Origin of the sequence: Faecalibacterium sp. An121 (assembly GCF_002160915.1) — a bacterium.
GTDB lineage: Bacteria > Bacillota > Clostridia > Oscillospirales > Ruminococcaceae > Faecalibacterium > Faecalibacterium avium.
This window is the reverse complement of record NZ_NFLM01000009.1, coordinates 62,813-86,068: the sequence shown is the minus strand read 5'-3', so window position 1 is coordinate 86,068 and position 23,256 is coordinate 62,813. Positions and strand designations below refer to the sequence as shown.

Sequence of the window (23,256 nt, the reverse complement as noted above, 5' to 3'; positions counted from 1 at the left end):
GTGCAAGGGCGTTTTTGTGGACGGAGTGTAAACGTTTACAGATCGTGGCGGCCCTCCAGGGCGCGGAAAATGGTCTGACGGTCGGCCTGCTCCAGACGAGAACCCACTGCCAGGCCCGAGGCCAGGCGGGTGGTGCGTACGCCCAAAGGTTTGATGGTGCGGGCCAGGTAGACCGAGGTAGCGTCTCCCTCCACGCTGGGAGGCAGCCCCATGATGACCTCCTTGACCTGGTCGTCTGTCAGGCGGGCCAGCAGCTGGCGGATGGTCAGGTTTTCGGGCCCGATGCCCTTGACCGGGTTGATGAGACCGTACAGCACATGGTACAGGCCCCGGTACTCCCGGGTGCGCTCGATGGACTGGACATCCCGGGGGGTCTCCACCACGCAGATGGTGGTGTGATCCCGGCTGGGATCGGCGCAGATGGGGCAGGTATCGCCCTCGGTATAATTCTGGCACTGGCAGCAGCGGTTCAGCTTGACATGCACCCCGCGGATGGCCTGTACCAGGTTTTCGGTCTGCTGCTCCGACAGATTCATCAGCTGGTAGGCCAGGCGGGTGGCGCTCTTGTCCCCGATGCCTGGCAGCCGCTTCAGCTCATCGATCAGCGTCTCCAGAGGCGCGGCGGAATTGTTCATGTCCGGGCCCCCGTTACAGGCCCAGGCCGGGGATGTTCAGCCCGCCGGTCAGCTGGCCCATGGCGTCTGCGGCCGCCTTGTCCACCGTCTGCACGGCGGCATTGACGGCGGCAGCCACCAGGTCCTGGAGCATCTCCACGTCATCGGGGTCCACAGCTTCGGGCTTGATGGTCACTTCCAGCACCTCGTGCTTGCCGTTCATCCGCACCGTGACCATCTCGCCGGGGGCGCTGGCGGTGTACTCGGTCTGCTCCAGCTCGGCCTGCTTGGCCTGCATATCGCTCTGCATCTTCTGGGCCTGACGCATCAGGCTGCTCATATCGGGGCGGCCATAGCCGCCGGGCATTCTTGCTTTCATAACAGATGTTCCTCCTCAAATCAGGTCGTGTGCCGGCGTGCGGTGTCCTGGATGGTGACATCCAGGCCCAGGGCCTCCAGCTTGTGCAGGGATTCCTCGGCGCTGGCCCGGGGATGGTCGGGAGCCTTCTCAGGCTCATAGGGGCCGATGGGCACCCGGATGCCCGACACGTCGGCGATGAGCTTTTTGATCAGCCGCTGGCTGTTTTTGTTGGCCCGGATGAAATCCCGGAAGGTCTTGCCCCCGTCGATCAGCACCCGCACCCCGTCGAAATAGGCTTTGGATTTTTTCAGATAGCCATACAGCATGGGGTCGGTGGACTGGATGCGCGCCACTACATCGGACCAGTAGGGATAGGGCTGGATGCCCTCGCCGGCCACCTTGCGGGGCTTATCCAGCTGGGGATCTGCGGGGTAGGCGCCGGGCGCCGCCGGTTCATAGGGCGGGGGAGGCGGCGCCTCCTGCGGCTCCGGGGGCGGAAGTTCTTCCGGAACGGCCTCCTCTGCAGGGACAGCCGGGGCCACCGGTTCGGGCTGCGGCGATTCGGATACAGGCCCGGTCTCCCAGGGCGGATAGTCCGCCTCGGAAGGCGCCGCAGGGGCCGGAACAGCCGCGGGCGAAGGCGCTTCGGGCGCCTGGGCTGCCGCAGGCTGGGATGGTTCGGATGTCTGCGCCGCCGTGGGCTGGGGCGTCTCAGGGGGCGCAGCTTGGGTCACCGGCGCACGGACAAAGGGCCGTGGAACCTCTTTCTGGGGCTGCGCCGCCGGCTGCTGCGCCAGGGGCAGGGAAGAGGCGGCCGGCTGGGAGGCCGGTTCGGTCAGGGAAAACAGGGCCAGTTCCAGTTCGATGCGCTGGTCGCTGCCCCGGGACATATGCTCCAGGGCGGCGCCCAGGGCCCGGATGGCCCGCACCGCCTCACGGCGGCCCAGGGCGGGGCCTTTTTCCAGATAGAGGGCTTCCTCGTCGGGGTTGACGCCGCTCAGCAGTTCCCGGCCGCCGGGCAGCGCCGCCAGCATCAGGCTGCGGTAATGGGCGATCAGCTCCTCGGTCAGGCGTTTGACGTCCACCGACTGCTGCCGCAGGGCGGCCAGCTGGGCCAGGGCCGAAGCCGGGTCCCGGGCGGCGATGGCGTCGGACATCCGGAACAGATACCCCCGGTCGGTGACCCCGGCCATCTGCCGGACCACCCCTTCATCGATCTGCCCGGTGACCCCCGCGCAGGTGTCCAGGATGGACAAAGCGTCCCGCAGGGCGCCGTCGGCCAGTCTGGCGATCAGACTGGCAGCGCCGTCGGTGAGGTGGAGATCCTCGGCCCGGGCCACCTGGGCCACGCGGCCGGCGATATCCTCGGGGCGTATGCGGGTGAAGTCGTACCGCTGGCAGCGGGAACGGATGGTGGCCGGAACCTTTTGGATCTCGGTGGTGGCCAGGATGAAAATGACGTGGGCAGGTGGCTCCTCCAGGGTCTTGAGCAGGGCGTTGAAAGCCGCCGTGGAGAGCATATGCACCTCGTCGATGATATACACTTTATAGGTGCAGACACTGGGGGTGTAAGCCGTCTCGTCCCGCAGGTCCCGGATGTCGTCTACGCCGTTGTTGGAGGCGGCGTCCATCTCCACCACATCCAGGATGCTGCCGTCGTCAATGCCGCGGCAGACCGGGCACTGGCCGCAGGGGTCGCCCTCCCGGGGGGACAGACAGTTGACCGCCTTGGCAAAGATCTTGGCACAGGTGGTCTTGCCGGTGCCCCGCACCCCGGTGAACAGATAGGCATGGCCCACCCGCCCGGCGGCCACCTGATTTTTGAGGGCCGTGACGGTGGCCTGCTGGCCCACCACATCCTCAAAGCGCTGGGGCCGCCACTTGCGGTAAAGCGCACGATACATACCCGCACCTCCTTTGCAGGGATAAAAAAATCGGACGGCGCTGCGGGGTTGACCCCCGCCTTGCGAAGCATGGCATACGGATGCAGGCTGGCTGAAACGCACCGTGCACACCGCTTAAGGCTGCTTGGTTCCCCACCTGACCTGGTTCACAGCGGCCCAGTCGTACAGGGCCCGCATCCGTATGCCAAACCGCGCAGCAAGGCGCTGTCCGACATGGCTTGCACCGCCGGTGACCGGGGTGCTTTAGATATTTTATCATATTCTGCGGCAGAATGCAAGGGCCTTTGCGGAACGCTGCTTTGACACTCTGCTGTGATGAATTATTTTCGCGCAAAAGGGGGAAAAGGTGAGGGCGCAGGGGGGACGGTGCAGCCCGGCTCGGCCGGAAAGAAGCTGCATTTTTGTGCAAAGCGCACATGGACAAAAGAAAAATGGGACGGTATTTCTACAAAACAAGATCTGCGATCCGGTGCAGAGAAAATCGGTTTTGCCGCGCCGGGCTTTACTTTTGTATGTGAATCTGTTACCATAATTCATATTCCATTGAGGGAGGGGAATCTATGACTGCTGATACTTTAAAAATCTTATTCGCCATGGTGGCCTATATGCTGATCGTGGTGGGCATCGGGCTGTTTTTTGCAAAACGCGCCCAGGCAAACTCGGAGAACTACTTCCTGGGCGGCCGGTCGCTGGGGCCCTGGGTGGCCGCCATGAGCGCCGAGGCCTCGGACATGAGCGGCTGGCTGCTGATGGGCCTGCCCGGGGTGGCCTACTGGTGCGGCATTTCCGACGCCGCCTGGACCGCCATCGGCCTGGGAGTGGGCACCTACGTCAACTGGCTGATCGTGGCCCGGCGGCTGCGGCGCTACTCGGCGGTGTCGGGGGACGCCATTACGGTGCCCGATTTCCTCAGCAACCGCTACCATGAGAAAAACCCGGTGATCCTGGCCATTTCGGCGGTGTTCATCCTGGTGTTCTTCACGGTGTACGCCGCCAGCTGCTTTGTCACCTGCGGCAAACTGTTTTCCACCCTGTTCGGTGCATCCTACCATTCCATGATGATCGCCGGGGCGGTGTTTGTGGTGCTGTACACCTTTTTGGGCGGCTTTCTGGCCGAGAGCGCCTCGGACTTCATGCAGGCCATGGTGATGGTGGTGGCCCTGCTGGTGGTGCTGACCCTGGGCACCGCTGCGGCGGGGGGCATCGACGCCGTCATCCAGAACGCCAGGCAGATCCCGGGCTACCTGTCCATGGTGCAGCAGGCGGCCCCGGTCACCGACGCCGGCGGGGTGCAGCAGGTGGTGGACGGTGCGGCCCAGTTCGGCCCGGCCACCAGCTATGGCCCGCTGACCATCGTGTCCACCCTGTCCTGGGGCCTGGGCTACTTTGGCGTGCCCCAGGTGCTGCTGCGGTTCATGGCCATCCGCTCCGAAGGGGAGATCAAACAGTCCCGGCGGATCTCCACGGTATGGGTGATCCTTTCCTTGAGCTCTGCGGTGCTCATCGGCGTGATCGGCCGGGCCATGCTGGGGGCCGAACCCTCCCTGCTGAGCTCCGGCGATGCCGAGAACGTCTTTATCGTGATGGCCCAGACCCTGATGCCTCCGGTGCTGGCCGGCGTGGTGATGGCGGGCATCCTGGCGGCCACCATCAGTTCTTCCGACTCTTACCTGCTCATCGCCGCCTCGGCCTTTGCCAAGAACCTCTATGAGGGCATTTTCAAGAAGGATCAGGCCGACGACCGCCAGGTGATGCGGGTGTCCCGTGTGGTGCTGCTGGCCATTGCGGCCATCGGCATGGCCATTGCCTGGGACGAGGAGAGCGTCATCTTCACCATCGTCTCCTTTGCATGGGCCGGCTTTGGGGCTACCTTTGGCCCGGTGATGCTGTTCTCCCTGTTCTGGAAGCGCACCACCCGCCAGGGCGCCATTGCGGGGATGCTGTCCGGCGGTATCATGGTCTTTGTGTGGAACCTGCTGCTCAAGCCGCTGGGCGGCGTGTTCGGCATTTATGAGCTGTTCCCGGCCTTTGTCATTTCCTGCCTGTTCATTGTGGGGGTGTCCCTGGCGACCCCCGCCCCCTCGGCTGAGATCCAGGCGGAATTCGATCGGGCCAGAGGGTGAGCCTGCGCGCAAAAAAGAGATACCAAAAGGCCCCTGCCTTCTCGCTGTGAGAGGGCGGGGGCCTGTTCGTACCTGCATTTCCCGGGAAAACTCAGTCGGCCGGTTTTGCGGCAAAGAGGGCCATGGCCTCGGGATCGGGGCCGTAGGTCTTGTCAAAACGGGGGTCCAGGGGCGCGCCGCTCTGGACATGGGCGCAGCAGCTGTCCATCAGGGCGGCGGCCTTGGGCATCGCCTGGAAGAAAAGATCGGTCAGTACGCTGCTGCTCTGGGCGTATTCCTCGGGGTCCAGGGCAGAGAACAGCAGCCCGCCGATCTCCGCCCATTTGCCCGACCGGCGCAGCGCCTGTTCCGCCAGCCCGTTGGTCAGGGGGCGGCCCGGCATCAGCAGGCCGTTGAACAGCTTCATGTTGACCAGGCAGCGGCGCAGCTGGGCGGGGGAAGCGGGCAGCACGCGGGCCATGGTGCGGCAGGCCGTCTCATGGACGGCGAGATAGCCGGCCGGGTTGACGGTGCGCCAGTCCACCCCGTCCTGGGCCATCAGACGGCCTTCCAGAGCGGTCTCGATGGACACATGGCTCTGGCCGGTGCACTGGATGCGGTGCTCGATGTAGCTGTGGCAGGCGCTGTCCAGAGCAAAGTGGCAGGTCATCCCCAGCAGATAGCTCAGCAGGGCCCGGCCCAGAGGAGAGCCGTCCACCTTGCCCAGCCCGCGAACAAAGAAGGGGGCCGCCGGCGCGTCATGGAGGGCGTTGCCCGCCGCCTTACAGGGGTTGGGACGCAAAGGATCGTAATAAAACAGGACGTCAGGGCCCTGCAGGCCGATGGCGTATAAGTCGGGGAAGGCCGTCACGGCTTCCCGGGCCAGGGGGCTGGGACAGGCTTGCAGGGCCTTGTCCCCAAAGCGGTGGTGTGCGTAGACAGCGGGCATAAGCGATACCTCCGATCTTACGGCTGGCCGGCGGCGCGGCCCTGGGCCACCGCCCGGCGGAATGCGAAAAACCCGAGCAGGATCAGGGGAGCGATCACCATCACGCCCACCGAGGTGCTGCTCGACAGCTGGGTCATCAGGCTGACCAGGAAGGTGCCCACAAAAGAAGCGCCTTTGCCGCAGATGTCCAGCAGGCCGTAGTATTCGCCCGAGCGCTCGGGCGGGATGATCTTGCCGAAATAGGAGCGGGAGAGGGACTGGATGCCCCCCTGGAACATCCCCACGCAGACGGCCAGGACCCAGAACTGGGCCTGGGTGCGCAGGAAGATGGCGTAGGCCGCAATGCCCACATAAGCCAGGATGCAGACCGACACCAGAAGGGAGGACTCCACCCGGCGGGCCAGCTGCCCGAACAGAAGTGCAAAGGGGAAGGCCACGATCTGGGTCACCAGCAAAGCCAGCAGCAGGCCGGTGCTGTCCAAGCCCAGGGCCTGGCCATAGGCGGTGGCCATGTCGATGATGGTGTACACACCGTCGATATACAAAAAGAAGGCGATCAGGAACCACAGGACCTGTTTGTTGCCCCGGATCTCCCGCAGGGTCTCGGCCAGCCGCTGGAAAGCGCCGTGCACCAGCTGGCCGTGGGCGGGAACGCTGTACCGCTGGCGGTAGCGCCGCAGCAGAGGCAGCGTGCAGCACAGCCACCAGACCGCATTGAGCAGGAAGGCCAGCAGCATGGCGGTGTTCAGGGTCAGGCCCAGGGCCTCATATCCCAGCACGATGCCCAGACTGAGGATGAAGGGGATGCAGCTGCCCCCATAGCCCAGGGCGTACCCCACCGAGGATACCTTGTCCATCCGGGCTGGGGTGGTGATGTCGGTGAGCATGGAGTCGTAGAACACCAGGCTGGCGCTGTATCCGATCTTGGCAAGGATGAAAAAGCCCAGGAACCACATCCAGGACTGGACCAGTCCCATCAGGGAGCAGCCGGCAATGCCCACCGCCACGCAGAGGATGAACAGCCGCTTTTTCATGCCGGGCAGGTCGGCCACAGCCCCCAGCGTGGGGCCCAGCAGGGCCACCACCACCGTGACAAAGGAGGCGGCGTAGCCCCAGAAGGCCAGATACTGGGCGCTGGTCAGCCCGGCCGCCCCGGCCAGGCCGTTGAAGTAGATGGGCAGGATGGTGGAGATCAGCAGGGTGAATGCTGAATTGCCCACGTCGTACAGGACCCAGACCCGCTCGCTGCGGCTCAGGGGCTGCTTTTGCGCTTGTTGGTCGTTTTGTTCCATGGGATTTCCCTCCGGTTTTGTCCCGGCCGCCGGGGCCGGGGCTCTTGATGGTCGGATGTGCCGCAGACGCCGCACAGGGCCCTCTTTGGACCGGGCCCGCAGGCGCATACAAGGCCGAAACTATCATACCACACACCGGCCCGCCGCGCAAGCAGGCCGGCCCGGAACACAGAAAACCCCCGCCTCCTCGAAAGGAGAGCGGGGGATACGGATCAGGTCTCGGCCAGTTCGCCGCGGCTGGCGGCTTTCAGATAGGCAAAGATGAAACCATCCAGGTCGCCGTCCATGACGGCGTTGACGTTGCTGGTCTCATAGCCGGTGCGGTGATCCTTGACCATGGTGTAGGGCATAAAGACATAGCTGCGGATCTGATGGCCCCAGGCGATCTCGTTCTGGACGCCCTTGATGTCCTCGATCTTGTCCATATGCTGCTGCTGTGCGATCTGGTACAGTTTGGCCTTCAGCATCTGCATGGCGTAGTCCCGGTTCTGGAACTGGCTGCGCTGGGTCTGGCAGCTGACCACGATGCCGGTGGGCTTGTGGATCAGTCGGACGGCGCTGGAAGTCTTGTTGATGTGCTGGCCGCCGGCGCCGGAGGAGCGGTAGACCTGCATTTCGATGTCCTCGGGGCGGATGTTCACCTCGATGGTGTTGTCCAGCTCGGGCATCACTTCCAGGGAGGCAAAGCTGGTCTGGCGGCGGGCATTGGAATCGAAGGGGCTGACCCGCACCAGACGGTGGACGCCGTTCTCGCTTTTCAGCAGGCCGTAGGCGTTGGCCCCCTTGACCATGACGGAGGCACTCTTGATGCCCGCCTCGTCGCCGTCCTGGTAATCCAGCACTTCCACCGACATACTGTGGTTCTGGGCCCAGCGGGTATACATACGGTAGAGCATCTCGGCCCAGTCCTGAGCCTCGGTGCCGCCGGTGCCGGCGTGGAAGGTCAGGATGGCGTTGCTGTGGTCGTATTCGCCGTTCAGCATGGTCATCAGCTGCAGCTCATCCACGGCCTTGCCCACGGACTCCACGGCCTGTTCCCCTTCGGGGACCAGGGCGGGGTCGTTCTCCTCCTCCAGCATCAGCAGCATGGTCTGGGCGTCCTCGTACAGGCCCTGGAGCTTTTCAAAGCGGCCCAGCTTGCCCTTCAGGTCGCCCACCTCATCAAAGACCTTCTTGCTTGCTTCGGCGTCATCGTAAAAGCCGGGGCGGGTCATGGCGTGCTCCAGCTCCTGCACACGCTTTTTGCTGGCGTCGATGGCCAGTGCGTCCTCCAGGTCCTGGACGGCCTTGCCATACTCGGCCAGCTGCACCTTCAGTTCGTCGATCGTTATCATAGCTAACCTCTCACATCCAAGTTGTGTGTATCCGTTCGCCTGCGCAAAGGGCGCAGGATCAGTCCTTGTGCTGCCGGTGCAGGGTGCCGGTGCCCCCTTCCACCACGCCGTCATGGCGCAGCACTACGCCGATGGTATCCATAAAGCACTTCACATCCCCCCAAAAGGTGATGTGGGCCACATAGTCCCCGTCCAGTTTGGCCTTGACAGGGATCTCCAGTTCGTCCCGGCCATGGATCTGGGCCAGGCCGGTGAGGCCGGGGCGCACGTCGTTGGCGCCGTACTTGTCCCGCTCGGCCAGCAGGTCGTACTGGTTCCACAGGGCCGGACGGGGGCCGATCACCGCCATGTCCCCCCGCAGGATGTTCCACAGCTGGGGCAGCTCGTCCAGGCTGGTCCTGCGCAGGAATTTCCCCACCCGCGTGATGTAGCGGTCGGGGTCGGCCAGCAGGTGGGTGGGCATATCGTGGGGGGTGTCCGCCCGCATGGTACGGAACTTGTAGATCGCAAAGTGGGTCTTGTGGATGCCCACCCGCTTCTGCTTGAAAAACACCGGCCCGGGAGAGTCCAGTTTGATGGCCACCGCAAGCCCGGCCAGCAGCCAGGACAGGCAGAGGATGCCACCCAGCGCCAGCACGAAATCGATGGCTCGTTTGAAGTATTTCTGATACATGGCCAGCCCCTCCCGTCCGCTCTGTGCCCAGTATGGGCAAACACTGAAAGTATAACACAGAACGTCCGATTTAACAAGTACCACAAGCGGCCGGGGCCGGTCAGTCTTCCAGGGCCTTTTTCAGCCGGATGTCCTCGCCCAGAAAACGGTAGGGGACAAAGGCGGAGATGCGGCTGGAGACTTTCTCGGTGTAGAGCTTTTCCAGCAGGGCGCCGTCAACGATGTTGGTGGTGAGGATGGTGGGCCGGCGGCGGCCCAGCCGGTCGTTCAGCAGGCTGTACAGGGTGCTGATGACAAAGCTGGAATTGAACTCGGTGCCCAGGTCGTCCAGGATGAGCAGGTCGGCCCCGGTGACGGTGTCCAGCAAAGTCTCCTTTTCCCCGGCGGGGTCGGAGCCGAAGTGCAGCGTCTCCACCCGGCTGAAAAAGTCGGGGCTGGAGATATAGATGACGTCATAGCCCTTGTTCAGAGCGGCCCCCGCCACCGCCAGGGCGGCATGGGTCTTGCCCAGGCCGGCGTTGCCGGTCAGCATCAGATTCTCACTGTCCAGATCGAACTCCGCCGCATAGTCCCGCAGGTCGGCCAGCAGCTCGGCCATGTACTGGCGGACGCTTTGGCCGGTCTGGGGGTCCCGGCTGTCGGGGTAGTAGTCCAGCCGCATGGTGTCAAAGCTGGTCACCGACAGACTGGACATGGCCTCGATCTCCTCCCGGCGCAGCCGCTGCATCTCCCGGCGGACGCACAGACAGGTCTTGCCGTCGGCCACTCCGGTGTCCTGGCACACAGGACAGGTATAATGGGGCTCCAGGGCCAGGGGGCTGCGGCCGCTGGCGGCCAGCAGGGCGTCCCGCTTTTGACGGGCCTGGGCCAGAGCGGCTGCGGCCTGCTCCCGGCCTGTCCCCTGAGCCCCTGCCAGGGCATAGCGCACACCGCAGCTGCGCATGGCGTCCTCGGCGGCCCGCAGCTCCGGGACGGCGGCCTCTGCCTGGGCGCGGGCGTCCTGGGCCTGGGCCTTGGCCATCTGCCGCCGCGCCGATAGGATCCGCATGGCGGCCTGATACAGCTCGTTTCGTGTCCGCATGGAGGTCACTCCTTTCTCTTATGCCGCCGGGGGCGGTTGACGGCGTCCTTGAGGAAATCGGAGCCGCTGGGTTCCGGCCGGTCCACCCGCAGGCTGCGGCTGGCCCCGCTGAGGGCCACCGGCCCGCGCACATCCTGCACCGTCCGCAGGCCCTTGGCGTTCCAGGTCTTGAGGATGCCGTTCCAGTACCACAGGTCCCGTTTGGGCCCCGCCTGGACAGCGGCCTCCTGGATCATCGAATCGTCGTAGCCATACACCTCGTACCAGCGTGCAATGGCCTTTTTGCCGCCCAGGGTCAGCTGGTCGGGCTGGATCTGCAGCAGGCTGGCCACATAGGCCTCCCGCTTTGCCCGCAGATCCAGCAGCCGCAGATGGGCGTCGGCTTCCTCCCCCGTGACCACCCCTTCGGCCCGCCAGACCTTCAGCTCGTGGCGCAGGGCCCCGATGGTCCGCTTGTCCCTGCCGGCCAGGTAGGCCAGGCAGAGCATCACCACCTCGGGCTGGTATCCCTCCTGCAAATACAGGGCCACCAGCTTTTCCATCTCGCTGCGGCTGAGGGCATGGGCAAAGGCGCTTTGTCCGCACTCGATCAGGCTGGCGATCATGGGGTCGGTGCGGGACGCCGCGGTGATCTCGGCCCAGGTCATGGGAGTGGGGGCAGGCTCGCCGCCGGCAGGGGCGGCGTTCTCGTCGTAGCGCTCCAAGAGGCCGGCCCCGGCCCAGTAGGCCAGGGCGCTCTCGGCGGTCATCCGGCTGCGCAGCCGCAGGTCGGTGCACAGTTTATCCGGGTCGGTGACGCCGGTGGCCAGCACATACAGGGCCACCCGGACGCTGGCCTCCTCGGCGGCGCCCAGCCGCGCAAAGACCAGCTGGGGCACGGCTATGGAATCGCCCTGCTGGGGTTTGAGGCGGTAGATCATAGGTTTTCCTCCTCTGGCCGGGCAGGGGGCGTCCAGGGCTCGCAGTCCAGGATGGACGGTGCGGCCTGCCAGCGGTCCGGGTCCTGTTCATAAGTGGTTTTCAGCCAGGCGCGGGCCTGGCCCAGCCCTTCCTCTGTAAGGGCAAAGACCTGCTGGAGCCGCAGCGCGGGGTCGGTGTACTCGATGGTCCAGGGCCCCGGCCAGATATCCACCGTCAATACGGCCTCCTCGGTCCCGTCCTCTCCCTTGCGCTTGCCGGGGACGGCGCGGTAACGCATCTCGGCCTGGCAGGCGGAATAGAGATTTTTGTTTTTAAAGTAAAGCAGCTGCGGCAGATCCAGCATGGGCCGCCCTCCTTTCAGATAAACAAAATAGAAAAGCCCGCATGGGCACTCGGCTTCCGAGCATCCATGCGGGCTTGTGCGTTGGAGCAGGATACGGGACTCGAACCCGCCGCCTACTGCTTGGGAAGCAGTCGCTCTACCGGATGAGCTAACCCTGCGTAAGGTGCTTCATTATTGTAGCAGGCCCGGGGCGGTTTGTCAACTGGTTTGAGAAAAGTTTTTCCCGCAAGCCCCAAAAAAGCCGCCCGGGCAGTCCCGGACGGCTCGTTTCATTTGGTTGGATGGAGGCGGTTCACTCGGCGTCCTGCAAGGCGTCGTAGCCCTCCTCGCCGGTGCGGATCTTGACCACGTTCTCTACATCGTAAATGAAGATCTTGCCGTCGCCGATCCGGCCGGTGTACAGGGCTTTGCGCACCGCCTGGACCACGTCCTCCACGGGCACCTTGGAGACCACCACTTCCACTTTCAGCTTGGGCAGCAGCCTGGCTTCCATGGGCACCCCGCGGAAGTAAGCCTCATGGCCCTTCTGCTGGCCGTAGCCAAAGACGTTGGTGACGGTCAGGCCGGTCACGCCCAGGGCCTCCAGAGCGTTCTGCAGGGGGATGAAGCGGTCCTGCCGGGTGACGATGGACACCTTGGTCATGACGGCGCCGCTGCGGGGACGGTGCTCCACAGGGACGGCTGCCTCGGCTGCGGCAGGCACTGCGGGTGCTTCAGGGGCAGGGGAGGCATCCGGAGCCAGGAACTCCCCGGTGGGGATGGCGGGCGCAAAATCGGGGTAGGCGATGTTGCCGTGTTCGCCGATGTCCAGGCCGGCCAGCTCCTCGTTGGTGCTGACACGGATGCCCACTGTGTGCTTGAGGATCAGCCACACCAGGCCCGAGGTAACAAAGGTGAATGCACCCACCGCCGCAACGCCCAGCAGCTGGACGCCCAGCAGGCCAAAGCCGCCGCCGAACAGCAGGCCGCTGCGGGTGGCCAGGGTGGTGACGCCCTCCTGGGAGAAAATGCCCACACACAGGGTGCCAAAGACGCCGCAGCACAGGTGCACCGCAGTGGCGCCCACCGGGTCGTCGATGTGCAGCTTGTCAAAGAAGCCCACCGCGAACACCACCAGCACGCCCGCCAGGGCGCCGATGATGAGGGAACTCTCGATGCTCACATAGGCGCAGCTGCCGGTGACGGCCACCAGGCCGGCCAGACAGCCGTTGATGGTCATGCCGAGGTCGGGCTTGCCGATGACGATCCAGGAAGTGATGGTGGAGGTCAGCACGGCTGCAATGGCTGCGCTGTTGGTGGTGACCAGAATGTGCATCACATCGGCGGGGTGCTGGAAGCTCATGGTGGAGCCGGGGTTGAAGCCGAACCAGCCCAGCCACAGCACGAACAGGCCGATGACGGCCAGGGACATATTGTGTCCCGGGATGGCCTGGGGCTTGCCCTCTTTGTCATACTTGCCGATGCGGGGGCCCAGCAGCATGGCGCCGGCCAGAGCGGCCCAGCCGCCCACCGAGTGGACGGCGGCGTCTCCGGCAAAGTCCATGAAGCCAAGGTCGGCCAGCCAGCCGCCGCCCCAGATCCAGTGGCCCACCACCGGATAGATCAGCAGGGTGAGCACAAAGGAAAAGATAATAAAGGAGATGTACTTGATCCGTTCGGCCACGGCGCCCGACACGATGGTGGCGGCGGTGCCGCAGAAGACCAGCTGGAAGAAGAACTTGCCCCAGAAGGGCACGCTGGACGTCAGGGTGTCGTCGTAAAACGACAGGTCCTGGCCGCCCAGAACCAGCAGATGCTGGGTGCCCACAAAGGGGTTGTCCCCGCCGAACATCAGTCCCCAGCCCAGAAGCATGAAGCCCAGGGACGACACGGCGAACACGATGAAGTTTTTGGATAGGATGTTGACGGTGTTTTTGGCCCGGGCAAAGCCGGCCTCCACCGATGCAAATCCCAGGTTCATGAAGAACACCAGGATGGCCGCCAGCAGCACCCACAAGGTGTCGATGATCATGGCAGTGTCCATAAATTCCTCCCTCTGTCGGGGCGGCGCAGCGCGCTGCACCGCCGGTGGTTCCCTTCTGCAAAAGGGAAAGGGGCGGTCCCCGGCAGCCTTGCAGCCGCCCGGAAAACCGCCCCATTGCGTACAAAACAGAAAAGGCGCCGGGAATCATCCCGGCGCCTTTGCCTTGCAGACAGGATAGCGCATCCCGGCCCTTTTGTCAAGTGAATTATGAACGATTTGTGAATTGTGCCAACTTCCGGCGGCAAAACACCCCCAAAACTGTGCGCTGCGGCAGGGGAGGGGCGGGACTTTCGTCTGGGAGCGGAAGGGAACCTCTTTCCCTCGGGCGCATTTCATGCTATACTATAAAAACAAAGCGAATGCCGGCGCTGCGGCGGCGGGCGGCTTTGCGAAAGAAAGAAAAATCGAGAGAGAGGCGAATGAAATGATCGAGTGCACCAGCACCGGCGCATATCTGGCGCATGGCCAGTGGATCCCGGCGGATGCCGGCGCCCCGGCGGCCCTGGCCGCGCTGGGCTTTGACGCTGCGGCTATGGACCAGGCCAAAAAAGGCACCATTGCATGGAGCATCCTGCAGGCCCACAACACCAGCGGCAGCGAGGATGACCTGAAGATCAAGTTTGACGCCATGGCCAGCCATGACATCACCTTTGTGGGGATCATCCAGACGGCCCGGGCGTCGGGCATGACCCGGTTCCCGCTGCCCTATGTGCTGACCAACTGCCACAACAGCCTGTGCGCGGTGGGCGGCACCATCAACGAGGATGACCACCGGTTCGGCCTGTCTGCGGCCAAAAAGTATGGCGGCATCTTTGTGCCGCCCCACCTGGCGGTGATCCATCAGTATATGCGGGAGGAATTTGCGGGCTGCGGCAAGATGATCCTGGGGTCCGACTCCCACACCCGGTACGGCGCTTTGGGCACCATGGCCATTGGCGAGGGCGGCGGCGAGCTGGCCAAGCAGCTGCTGGGCCGCACCTACGATGTGGCCCGGCCCGGAGTGGTGGCGGTCTACCTCACCGGGCAGCTGCCGGTGGGCTGCGGCGCCCATGACGTGGCCATTGCCCTGGTGGGCGCCCTGTTCAAGAGCGGCTATGTCAAGAACAAGGTGATGGAGTTCATTGGCCCCGGCGTGGCCACCCTGCGCCAGGATACCCGCAACGCCATCGACGCCATGACCACCGAGACCACCTGCCTGTCCTCCATCTGGCAGACAGACGCCGCCACCCAGGCTTACCTGGCGGCCCACGGCCGGCCCGGGGATTACCGCCCCCTGGCCCCTGCCAGCCTGGCCTATTACGACGGCGTGGTCAAGGTGGATCTGTCGGCCATCCGGCCCATGATCGCCCTGCCCATGCACCCCTCCAACGCTTACACCATCCAGGAGCTGAACGAGAATCTGGAGGACATCCTCTACGCCTGCGAGCAGGACGTCCAGAAGCTCACCGGCCACAGCCTGGACCTGCGCTCCAAGATCGAGAACGGCCGCCTGCGGGTGGACCAGGGCGTGATCGCGGGCTGCGCCGGCGGCCTGTACGACAGCATCTGTGAGGCGGCCTCCATCCTCAAAGGGCATACCGGCGGCTGCGATGAGTACGCCCTCAGTGTCTATCCCGCCAGCCAGCCGGTCATGATGGCCCTGGACAAGGCGGGGGTGCTGGCCAGCCTGATGGCCTCGGGCGCCACCATCCGCACCGCCTTCTGCGGACCCTGCTTCGGCGCAGGGGACGTGCCCTTCAACGGGGCTCTGTCCATCCGCCACACCACCCGCAACTTCCCCAGCCGCGAGGGTTCCAAGCCCGGCGCCGGCCAGCTGGCCGGGGTGGCGCTGATGGATGCGCGCAGCATTGCGGCCACCACCGCCAACGGCGGCATCCTGACGGCGGCCACCGACATCGACTACGATCCCACCGTGCCCGACTATGTCTTTGACGACACCAGCTACAGGGCCCGGGTCTACCAGGGCTTTGGCCGGGGGGACTACGATGCTTTGCTTAAGCTGGGGCCCAACATCAAGGACTGGCCCGAGATCGCTCCCCTGGGGGACAACCTGCTGCTCAAGGTGGCCTCCTACATCACCGACCCGGTCACCACCACCGACGAGCTGATCCCCTCGGGCGAGACCAGTTCCTACCGCTCCAATCCCCTGGGCCTGGCAGAGTTCACCCTCAGCCGCAAAGACCCCGCCTATGTGGGCCGGGCCAAGGCGGTGCAGGCCGAGGAGGCCGCCCGCAGGGACGGCCAGGGCGATCAGGCCCTACTGGCCCGGGTCCAGGCGGTGCCGGGCTGTGAGCGGCTGACCTGGCAGGATGTCCAGATCGCATCCACCATCTTTGCGGTCAAGCCGGGGGACGGCTCCGCCCGGGAACAGGCCGCCAGCTGCCAGCGTGTGCTGGGTGCGGGGGCCAACATCGCGGTGGAGTATGCCACCAAGCGCTACCGCTCCAACCTGATCAACTGGGGGATGCTGCCCTTCCAGATCGCAGGGCCCGCCCCCTTTGGGCTGGGAGACTACATCCTGGTGCCCAATGTCCGGAAGGCTCTGGCAGGGGACCTGTCTGACATCCCCGCCTATGTGCTGGGTGAGGACGGGCCCAGGGCGTTCAGCCTGTCCATTGCCCCCCTCACGGAGGACGAGCGCCAGATCCTGGCGGACGGCTGCCTGATCAATTACTACAAGCGCTGACCGATTTGCCGTAAAGGAGGCGATGCTTCGCCATGCCTGGCGATCTGCACAATCATTCCACCTGTTCCGACGGTTCGGTGCCCATCCACCGCCTGCCCCTGATGGCGGCCCGGGCAGGGCTGGACACCATGGCCATTTCGGACCACGATACATTGCACAGCGTCCGGTATTGCTACGAGCACCCGGTCCAGGACGGGGTGCGGCTGATCCCGGCCACCGAGCTGACCGGCTACGACTATGAACGGCAGCACCGGGTGCATCTGCTGTGCTATTGGCCCCAGGACTGTCCCCAGCTGCGGGCCCACTGCGATATCATGCGCCAGCGGCGCAACCAGTGCTGTCTGCAAAGCGCCCGGGAACTGGAGGCCATCTACCCGCAGTTCACCACCGAGCAGGCCCTGGAATATGCCCGGGACAGCGGGGTGCTGTACAAGAGCGGCATCATGCAGGCGCTGCACGAGCTGGGCCTTGCCGACAGCATCTATGGGGAAGTGTACCACCGCCTGTTTGGCTGGCAGCCCCGGGGCACGGTGCTGCACAGCCCCGAATACTTCCCGGTGGAGCAGGTCATTGCCACGGCCCGGGCCGCCCGGGCGGTGCTGGTGTTTGCCCACCCCACAGTATATAAAAGTATGCCTCTGGTACGCCGGCTGGCGGCCGAGGGCCAGCTGGACGGCATCGAGATCGACCATCCCCGCAACAGCGAGGAGGACAAGGAAGAATGCCGGCAGCTGTGCCGGAAGTACGGCCTGATCGTGACGGGGGGCACCGACTTCCACGGTTCGAACTCGGCCCATCCCCGCCCGGTGGGCACCTGCGTCACCCAGGACGATCAGATCGAACGGATCTGCGCCCTGGCAAAGCGCTACCAGAGCTGAAGCCGAAGGACTTATAAAGAGAGAAGGAAAAGAACATGACTTTCGCATTTCCCAACCAGGGCACTTGCTCCCGTATGACCAAGATCGAGCTGGCCCCCGACCACACCATCCAGTCGGTGGAAGTGGTGGGCGGCTGCAACGGCAACCTGAAGGGCATCTCCAGCCTGCTCAAGGGCATGAAGGCGGAGGACGCCATTGCCCGCATGGAGGGCGTCACCTGTGGGCCCAAGCCCACCAGCTGCCCCGACCAGATCGCCAAGAACCTCAAAAAGGCCCTGGCCGCCATGGAGCAGCAGCAGTAAACGGGTCCTTATAAACAAAAACGGCCTCTGTCCGCATGGGCAGGGGCCGTTTTGTGTTTTATGGCGTTTGGCTGCAAATTCGTCCCGCCGCCTGGGCTGCCGCATCAAAACCAACGGAACGATGTGACAAAAACAGATGATTTTTTTCTGCACAGTGGGACTATACTGTATTTGTTATCCGCCACAAAGGCGATGCGGCATACAGCCGGGATTGGAGCAGCACATGGGGATCTTTGAACATTTCAACACAGGATGGGGCGGTTTTTCACGGGAAGGCAGCCGGGTTCTGGAGGGCGCGGTGGAGCTGGCAGGCAATTTTGGCTGCGACAAGGCGGACACCGGCCATCTGCTGCTGGCTATCCTGCAGCAGGACCACGGCCCGGCGGGGCGTTTCCTGGCCGGCAAGAACATTCAGGAACAGCAGGTGCGCCGCCAGGTGGCGGAAAACCGCAAAGGCCCGCCCCGGCGCCTCCACCGCAGAGACCTGGCGCCCGAGCTGCGCCGGGCCATCGACTATGCCCTCATTGACGCCCAGAACGCCCGTCAGAGCAGGGCCGAGCCCGAACACCTGCTGTGCGCCATCCTGGAGGATGGGGGCTGTACCGCCGGGGAACTGCTGGCATCCATGGGGGTGCAGCTGGGCGAGGCGGTGCGGGAGTGCCGCCAGCTGTCGGGTCAGCTGACCCTGCCCGTCCAGCCCCGGGCCGCCGCAGCCGCCCCCCGGGGCGGCCGTGCCAGCGACAAATACTGCCGTGACCTGACCCGTCGGGCCGACGAAGGAGAGCTGGACCCGGTGTTCTGCCGGGAGCGGGAACTGGACCGGATGATCGAGATCCTGTGCCGCCGCCAGAAAAACAATCCCTGTCTGGTGGGAGAGCCGGGGGTGGGCAAGACCGCCCTGGCCGAAGGGCTGGCCCAGCGGATCTCGGCCGGGCAGGTGCCCCGCAGCCTCAAGGGCAGGCGGCTGCTGGCCCTGGATATGGCCAGCCTGGTGGCGGGCACCAAGTACCGGGGCGATTTTGAGGAGCGGCTGAAAAACCTGCTGGAAGAATTGGTGCGGGACGGCAACGTCATTCTGTTTGTGGACGAGTTCCATACCATCGTGGGGGCGGGGGCGGCCGAAGGGGCCATCGATGCGGCCAACATCCTCAAGCCGGTGCTGGCCCGGGGGGAGCTGCAGATGATCGGCGCCACCACCAACCAGGAATACCGCACCCACATCCAGAAAGACCCCGCCCTCGAGCGGCGGTTCGGCCGGGTGCAGATCGAGGAGCCCACCCCGCAGCAGGCCCGGGACATCCTGGAGGGGCTGGCCCCCCGGTACGAGCGGTACCACAGCGTGCTGATCCCCTCGGATGCGCTGGATGACGCGGTGGAACTGTCGGTGCGGTATCTGCCGGGACGGTGCCTGCCCGACAAGGCCATCGACCTGATGGACGAGGCCTGCGCCGCCGCCCGCATCCGGGCCGAGCACGAGAACCGCCCCGCCCCCTGTCTGACGAGGGAGGACATGGCCCAGGTGGTGGCCCGGGCCAGCGGGGTGCCCGTCCAGCGGGTGGGGGAGGCCGAGCGGGAACGTCTGGCGCTGCTGGAAAGCCGGCTGTCCCAGGAAGTGGTGGGGCAGGAGAAGGCAGTGGCCGCCGTGGCCGCCGCCATCCGCCGCAGCCGCACCGGGCTGGGGGAGCCAGGCCGGCCCATTGGGGCGCTGCTGTTTCTGGGCCCCACCGGCGTGGGCAAGACCGCCCTGTCCAAAGCGCTGGCCCGCAGCTGGTTTGGCAGTGAAAAAGCCCTGCTCAAGTTCGATATGTCCGAGTACCAGGAAGCTCACACGGTGGCCCGCCTTCTGGGTGCGCCTCCGGGCTATCTGGGCCATGATGAAGGGGGCCAGCTGACCGAGGCGGTGCGCCGGCGGCCTTACAGCGTGGTGCTGTTTGACGAGATCGAAAAGGCCCACCCCGATATCCAGAACATCCTGCTGCAAATTTTGGAGGACGGCTGCCTCACCGATTCGATGGGGCGGAAAGCCGATTTCACCAACACGGTGGTCCTGCTTACCTCCAACCTGGGGGCACGGTTCCTGGCGGGGCAGGCGGCCCCGCTGGGCTTCGCGGCGGGCCAGGAGGCGGCGCTGGAAAAGCAGTCCGCCCAGGCTGTGGCCGAGGCCAAAAAGTTCTTCCGCCCCGAGCTGGTGGGCCGTCTGGATGACATGATCGTGTTCCGGCCTCTGGGGCCCGACAGCCTGTCCGCCATTGCCGACCGGCTTTTGTCCCAGCTGGAAAAGCGGGCCGCCCGCAGCGGCTACACCCTCACCCATACCCCCGGGGCTTGCCGGGCTCTGGCCGCGAGGGCTGCCTCCCCCTATGGGGCCCGGGAACTGCGCCGCCAGGTGGACCGGGCGGTGGAACAGCCTCTGGCCGACCGCATCGCCATGGGGGCGGTGCAGCCGGGAGCCTGCCTTACGGCGGACTGCGCCGCCGACGGCAGCGTCCGGCTCATTTCAGGAGACGCGGCCACGGTATGAGATGCGTCCGCTCACAGCCGGATCAGCCGGGTGGCCACTCCGTCCCGGAAGGCGGCGTCGTGCTCCACGAACAGCAGGGTGGGGCAGCACTGGCCCAGCAGCTGCTCCAGCTGCAGGCGGGTGTAGAGATCGATGAAGTTGAGCGGCTCGTCCCAGACGTACAGATGGGCCTGCTGGCACAGGCTGCGGGCCAGAAGCACCTTCTTTTTCTGTCCGCTGGAATAGCCCGCCATATCCTTTTCAAATTGCAGGCGGGAAAAATCCATCTTGCGCAGGATGGCCTTGAACAGGGTCTGGTCGATCCCGGCGTCCTGCGCAAACTGGTCCAGGCTGCCCGACAGTCCTGCGGCGTCCTGGGGCACCTGTGAGATCACCAGGCCGGGGGCGGTGGTCACAGTGCCGGTGTGGGGGATGTCCACGCCGCACAGCAGCTTGAGCAGGCTGGATTTGCCGCAGCCGTTGCTCCCGCACAGGGCGATCCGCTCCCCCTGCCGGATCTCAAAACGGACCGGCCCGCAAACCGTCCGCCCGTCGTAGCAGACGGACACATCCTGAAAGGAGGCCAGCACCGGGGCATGGTGCGCCAGCGGGGTGATGCGGAGAGGTTCTGTCTCCTCCAGGTCTTTCAGCAGGCCGGATTTCTCCTGGATGGCTTTGGTCTGGCGGGCCTCGACGGATTTGGCCCGCTTCATCATCTTGGCCGCCTTGTGGCCCACATACCCTTTGTCCGCGGCCCCGCGTTTGCTGGCTTCCACCCGGTCGGCCCAGACGGAGGTGCGCCGGGCGGAGGCTTCCAGCCGCTGGATGTCCTTTTGCAGCTTCTGGTTCTGGGCCAGCTCCCGGGCCTGCTGCTGGTCGAAGTTGGCCTGCCAGGAGGAATAGTTGCCGCTCTGCAGCTGGATGGTGGCCCGGTTGAGGGAGAGGATGTGGTCCACGCACCCGTCCAGGAACTGCCGGTCGTGGGAGACGAGGATGAACCCGGATTTCCGCTTGAGGTAGGCGGATACTTTGGCCCGGGCAGCGGCGTCCAGGTGATTGGTAGGCTCGTCGATCAGCAGAAAGTGCCCCTCCTGCAAAAACAGGGCGGCCAGCAGGGCCTTGGTCTGCTCCCCGTTGGACAGGGTGCAGAAAGGCCGTTCCAGGGCGCCGGAGTCCACCCCCAGCAGCGACAGCTCACGCTCCAGCTGCCAGCCGGCGGCCTCGGGGCAGATCTGCTCCAGCACGGCGGCGGTGGGACGGCCGGGCTCTTTGACCGGGAAGGGAAAATAATCGAAGGCCACCGGCGACCGGATCAGCCCGCTGTATTCGTACTCTCCCCGCAGCAGCCTGAGGAAGGTGGTCTTGCCCCTTCCGTTGCGGCCGATGAAGCCCAGTTTCCAGCTGGTGTCCAGGGTCAGGGTGACGTCCTGGAAGATGGGGTCAAAGCAGGACGGGTAGGAAAAAGAAAGATGTTCGATGGATATCTGTGCCATGGGGCAGCCCTCCTTTGCACAAAAAAACAGGCCGCAGGAAAGCCCCTGCGGCCGTGCACGGCAAAACTGCCCCTTGTATCGACACAAAAGGGCGGCGGGACGGGTCAACTTTCCTGCAAATGGGCGCAGCGATCCCATACGGACGCCACGCGCGATTCCATTGTTCAGCAGGAAAAATGACGCATCCTTCCACCCCTTTCGCTTGATTTCGCAAATAAGATAGCACGGCGGCCCGGCTTTGTCAAGAGCGCATTTACAAACAGGGGACAAATCGGTATACTTATATTATTATGTCTCATGGGAGGAACCGATGCACTACCTGTTTTTGCTCAACCCTGCCGCCGGCCGGCAGGACACCACTGCCCAGACCCGGCGCCGGCTGGAGGGTGCGCTGCTGCAGTGCGGCATCCCACGGCAGGACTGCTCCTTTATCCGCACCATGTATAAGGGCCACGCCAAAACCCTCGCCCGGCAGGCTGCCCGGACCGGACAGCCGGTGCGGATCTGGGCCGCCGGCGGGGACGGCACGTTCCGGGAGGCTCTGGAGGGAGCCAGCCCCTATCCCAACGCTGCCGTGGGTTGCATCCCGGCGGGCAGCGGCAACGATTTTTTGCGCACCTTCGGCACCAAGGCTGAGTTCCTGGACCTGGCAGACCAGCTGCGGGGCGGGGTGGTCCCCATCGACCTGATGGACACCAGCCTGGGCCTGTCGGCCGCGGTGTGCGCCGCCGGACTGGATGCCCAGGTGGCCATGGGCGCGGCGGATTTCCGGCGCAATCCTCTGTTCCACGGGGAGGCGGCCTACCTGCTGTCGGCGCTCCGGCAGATCTGCGGGCCCATCGGGCGGCGGCTGCGGTTTGTGGTGGACGGGGAGTCCTTTGCCGCCGACGTGCTGATGTGCGCCGCCTGCAACACCCGGGACTACGGCGGCGGGTTCCGTGCAGCTCCCAACGCCTGTCCCTGGGATGGCTGGATCGATCTGGTCATCGTGCGCCGGGTCAGCCGGGCCAAGATCCTGCGCCTGCTGGGCCGGTACAAAAAGGGCGGCCATTTCAGCGGGGCGGAGCTGGATGTGCGCACCAGCGGCTTTTTCATCTACCGCAGGGCCCGCAGCATCTCCATTGAGACGGCGGATGGGGCCGGGCCCCTGGTCGCAACGGCGGACGGCGAGTGCGCGCCGGTGGAAAAACTGGACATTTCCCTGCGGCCTCTGGCGGGCCGGGTGATCCTGCCCCGGGCGGTTTTTGAGCGCGCCAAAGCTCCGGCCCTGTCCGGGATATAAAAAAGAAAACGGCCCTGCGCTTCTTTTTGCCGGCGCGGGGCATTTTTGGCATTTTGTCATAAAAACTTAACAAAAAAATGGGCAAAAGCTCTTGATTTTTCCTGCCAAGATGAGTACAATACTCTTAGCACTCAGGGAAACGGAGTGCTAAGGGAAGGCCCGCAGGGCGGGCGGCTCCCATCAGAGATGTTATAAAAAGCATTTTTAAATAGGAGGGCAAGAATTATGAAGATTATTCCTCTTGCAGACCGCGTCGTCATCAAAACGGTTGAGGCCGAGGAGACCACCAAGAGCGGCATCATCCTGACCGGCAGCGCAAAGGAGAAGCCCCAGGTGGCACAGGTCATCGCTGTGGGCCCCGGCGGCATGGTGGACGGCAAGGAAGTCGTCATGACCGTGAAGGTGGGGGATAAGGTCCTCACCAGCAAGTACTCCGGCAACGACGTCAAGGTGGACGGCGAGGAGTGCACCATCGTGCGCCAGAGCGATATCCTGGCCATTGTGGAGGAGTAACCCCC

20 protein-coding genes, 1 tRNA gene and 1 other RNA gene are annotated in these 23,256 nt (G+C 64.7%); 8 read left to right on the top strand and 14 right to left on the bottom strand.

Annotation, left to right across the window (positions count from 1 at the left end):
* Positions 1-35 precede the first annotated feature (35 nt).
* The 4 genes from recR to ffs form a co-directional block, all read right to left on the bottom strand.
* Positions 36-635, bottom strand: a complete 600-nt coding sequence (gene recR / locus B5E66_RS06835; protein WP_087230529.1) for a recombination mediator RecR — start codon at positions 633-635, stop codon at positions 36-38.
* Between the two features lie 13 nt (positions 636-648).
* The gene (locus tag B5E66_RS06830) at positions 649-993 is read right to left on the bottom strand and encodes a YbaB/EbfC family nucleoid-associated protein (RefSeq protein WP_087230526.1); all 345 of its coding nucleotides are present in this window, start codon (positions 991-993) and stop codon (positions 649-651) included.
* A gap of 20 nt (positions 994-1,013) precedes the next feature.
* The gene (gene dnaX / locus B5E66_RS06825; RefSeq protein ID WP_087230523.1) at positions 1,014-2,879 is read right to left on the bottom strand and encodes a DNA polymerase III subunit gamma/tau; all 1,866 of its coding nucleotides are present in this window, start codon (positions 2,877-2,879) and stop codon (positions 1,014-1,016) included.
* Positions 2,880-2,956: 77 nt separating this feature from the next.
* An RNA gene (gene ffs / locus B5E66_RS06820) (signal recognition particle sRNA small type) lies at positions 2,957-3,056 on the bottom strand.
* A gap of 135 nt (positions 3,057-3,191) precedes the next feature.
* Here ffs and B5E66_RS12815 point away from each other — a divergent pair.
* Positions 3,192-3,443 (top strand): hypothetical protein, encoded by a 252-nt coding sequence (locus B5E66_RS12815; protein ID WP_143406940.1) that lies wholly within the window; start codon positions 3,192-3,194, stop codon positions 3,441-3,443.
* Positions 3,440-5,002, top strand: coding sequence for a sodium/proline symporter PutP (gene putP / locus B5E66_RS06815; protein WP_087230520.1), 1,563 nt, complete (start codon positions 3,440-3,442; stop codon positions 5,000-5,002). Before B5E66_RS12815 ends, putP begins: the two co-directional genes overlap by 4 nt.
* Positions 5,003-5,093: 91 nt before the next feature.
* Here putP and B5E66_RS06810 read toward each other — a convergent pair whose 3' ends face one another.
* The 9 genes from B5E66_RS06810 to B5E66_RS06770 all read right to left on the bottom strand — a co-directional run bounded on the left by B5E66_RS06810 (position 5,094) and on the right by B5E66_RS06770 (position 13,597).
* Positions 5,094-5,930 (bottom strand): zinc dependent phospholipase C family protein, encoded by an 837-nt coding sequence (locus tag B5E66_RS06810; RefSeq protein ID WP_087230517.1) that lies wholly within the window; start codon positions 5,928-5,930, stop codon positions 5,094-5,096.
* Between the two features lie 17 nt (positions 5,931-5,947).
* Entirely contained in the window at positions 5,948-7,222 is a 1,275-nt protein-coding gene (locus B5E66_RS06805; protein WP_087230514.1) for an MFS transporter, read from the bottom strand.
* 212 nt (positions 7,223-7,434) lie between these two features.
* The gene (gene prfB, locus B5E66_RS06800; protein WP_087230511.1) at positions 7,435-8,556 is read right to left on the bottom strand and encodes a peptide chain release factor 2; all 1,122 of its coding nucleotides are present in this window, start codon (positions 8,554-8,556) and stop codon (positions 7,435-7,437) included.
* Between the two features lie 58 nt (positions 8,557-8,614).
* Positions 8,615-9,229 carry a sugar transferase gene (locus B5E66_RS06795; RefSeq protein WP_087230508.1) on the bottom strand — a complete coding sequence of 205 codons (615 nt, stop codon included), beginning with the start codon at positions 9,227-9,229 and terminating at the stop codon, positions 8,615-8,617.
* 100 nt (positions 9,230-9,329) lie between these two features.
* A complete protein-coding gene (locus B5E66_RS06790) occupies positions 9,330-10,310 on the bottom strand; it encodes an ATP-binding protein (RefSeq protein ID WP_087230505.1) in 981 nt (326 codons plus the stop codon).
* Positions 10,311-10,315: 5 nt separating this feature from the next.
* Positions 10,316-11,230: a DnaD domain-containing protein gene (locus tag B5E66_RS06785; RefSeq protein ID WP_087230502.1), complete on the bottom strand. Its 915-nt coding sequence runs from the start codon at positions 11,228-11,230 to the stop codon at positions 10,316-10,318.
* Positions 11,227-11,574 (bottom strand): hypothetical protein, encoded by a 348-nt coding sequence (locus B5E66_RS06780; protein ID WP_087230499.1) that lies wholly within the window; start codon positions 11,572-11,574, stop codon positions 11,227-11,229. The genes B5E66_RS06785 and B5E66_RS06780 overlap by 4 nt, the downstream gene beginning before the upstream one ends.
* A gap of 82 nt (positions 11,575-11,656) precedes the next feature.
* A tRNA-Gly gene (locus B5E66_RS06775) sits at positions 11,657-11,732 on the bottom strand.
* A 134-nt stretch (positions 11,733-11,866) separates the two neighbouring features.
* Positions 11,867-13,597: an ammonium transporter gene (locus tag B5E66_RS06770; RefSeq protein ID WP_087230497.1), complete on the bottom strand. Its 1,731-nt coding sequence runs from the start codon at positions 13,595-13,597 to the stop codon at positions 11,867-11,869.
* Positions 13,598-14,021: 424 nt separating this feature from the next.
* Here B5E66_RS06770 and B5E66_RS06765 point away from each other — a divergent pair, with 424 nt between their 5' ends.
* The 4 genes from B5E66_RS06765 (at position 14,022) to B5E66_RS06750 (ending at position 19,984) form a co-directional block, all read left to right on the top strand.
* A complete protein-coding gene (locus tag B5E66_RS06765) occupies positions 14,022-16,283 on the top strand; it encodes a hydratase (RefSeq protein WP_087230494.1) in 2,262 nt (753 codons plus the stop codon).
* 32 nt (positions 16,284-16,315) lie between these two features.
* Positions 16,316-17,161: a PHP domain-containing protein gene (locus B5E66_RS06760; protein ID WP_087230491.1), complete on the top strand. Its 846-nt coding sequence runs from the start codon at positions 16,316-16,318 to the stop codon at positions 17,159-17,161.
* Positions 17,162-17,196: 35 nt separating this feature from the next.
* Positions 17,197-17,463 (top strand): TIGR03905 family TSCPD domain-containing protein, encoded by a 267-nt coding sequence (locus B5E66_RS06755; RefSeq protein WP_087230489.1) that lies wholly within the window; start codon positions 17,197-17,199, stop codon positions 17,461-17,463.
* Between the two features lie 223 nt (positions 17,464-17,686).
* Positions 17,687-19,984, top strand: a complete 2,298-nt coding sequence (locus B5E66_RS06750; protein WP_087230486.1) for an ATP-dependent Clp protease ATP-binding subunit — start codon at positions 17,687-17,689, stop codon at positions 19,982-19,984.
* 11 nt (positions 19,985-19,995) lie between these two features.
* Here the strand turns inward: B5E66_RS06750 and abc-f are convergent, their stop codons facing one another.
* Positions 19,996-21,456 (bottom strand): ribosomal protection-like ABC-F family protein, encoded by a 1,461-nt coding sequence (abc-f, locus tag B5E66_RS06745; protein WP_087230484.1) that lies wholly within the window; start codon positions 21,454-21,456, stop codon positions 19,996-19,998.
* Between the two features lie 310 nt (positions 21,457-21,766).
* Here abc-f and B5E66_RS06740 point away from each other — a divergent pair, with 310 nt between their 5' ends.
* Positions 21,767-22,738, top strand: a complete 972-nt coding sequence (locus B5E66_RS06740; protein ID WP_087230481.1) for a diacylglycerol/lipid kinase family protein — start codon at positions 21,767-21,769, stop codon at positions 22,736-22,738.
* A 225-nt stretch (positions 22,739-22,963) separates the two neighbouring features.
* A complete protein-coding gene (locus B5E66_RS06735) occupies positions 22,964-23,251 on the top strand; it encodes a co-chaperone GroES (protein WP_087230478.1) in 288 nt (95 codons plus the stop codon).
* Positions 23,252-23,256 lie beyond the last annotated feature (5 nt).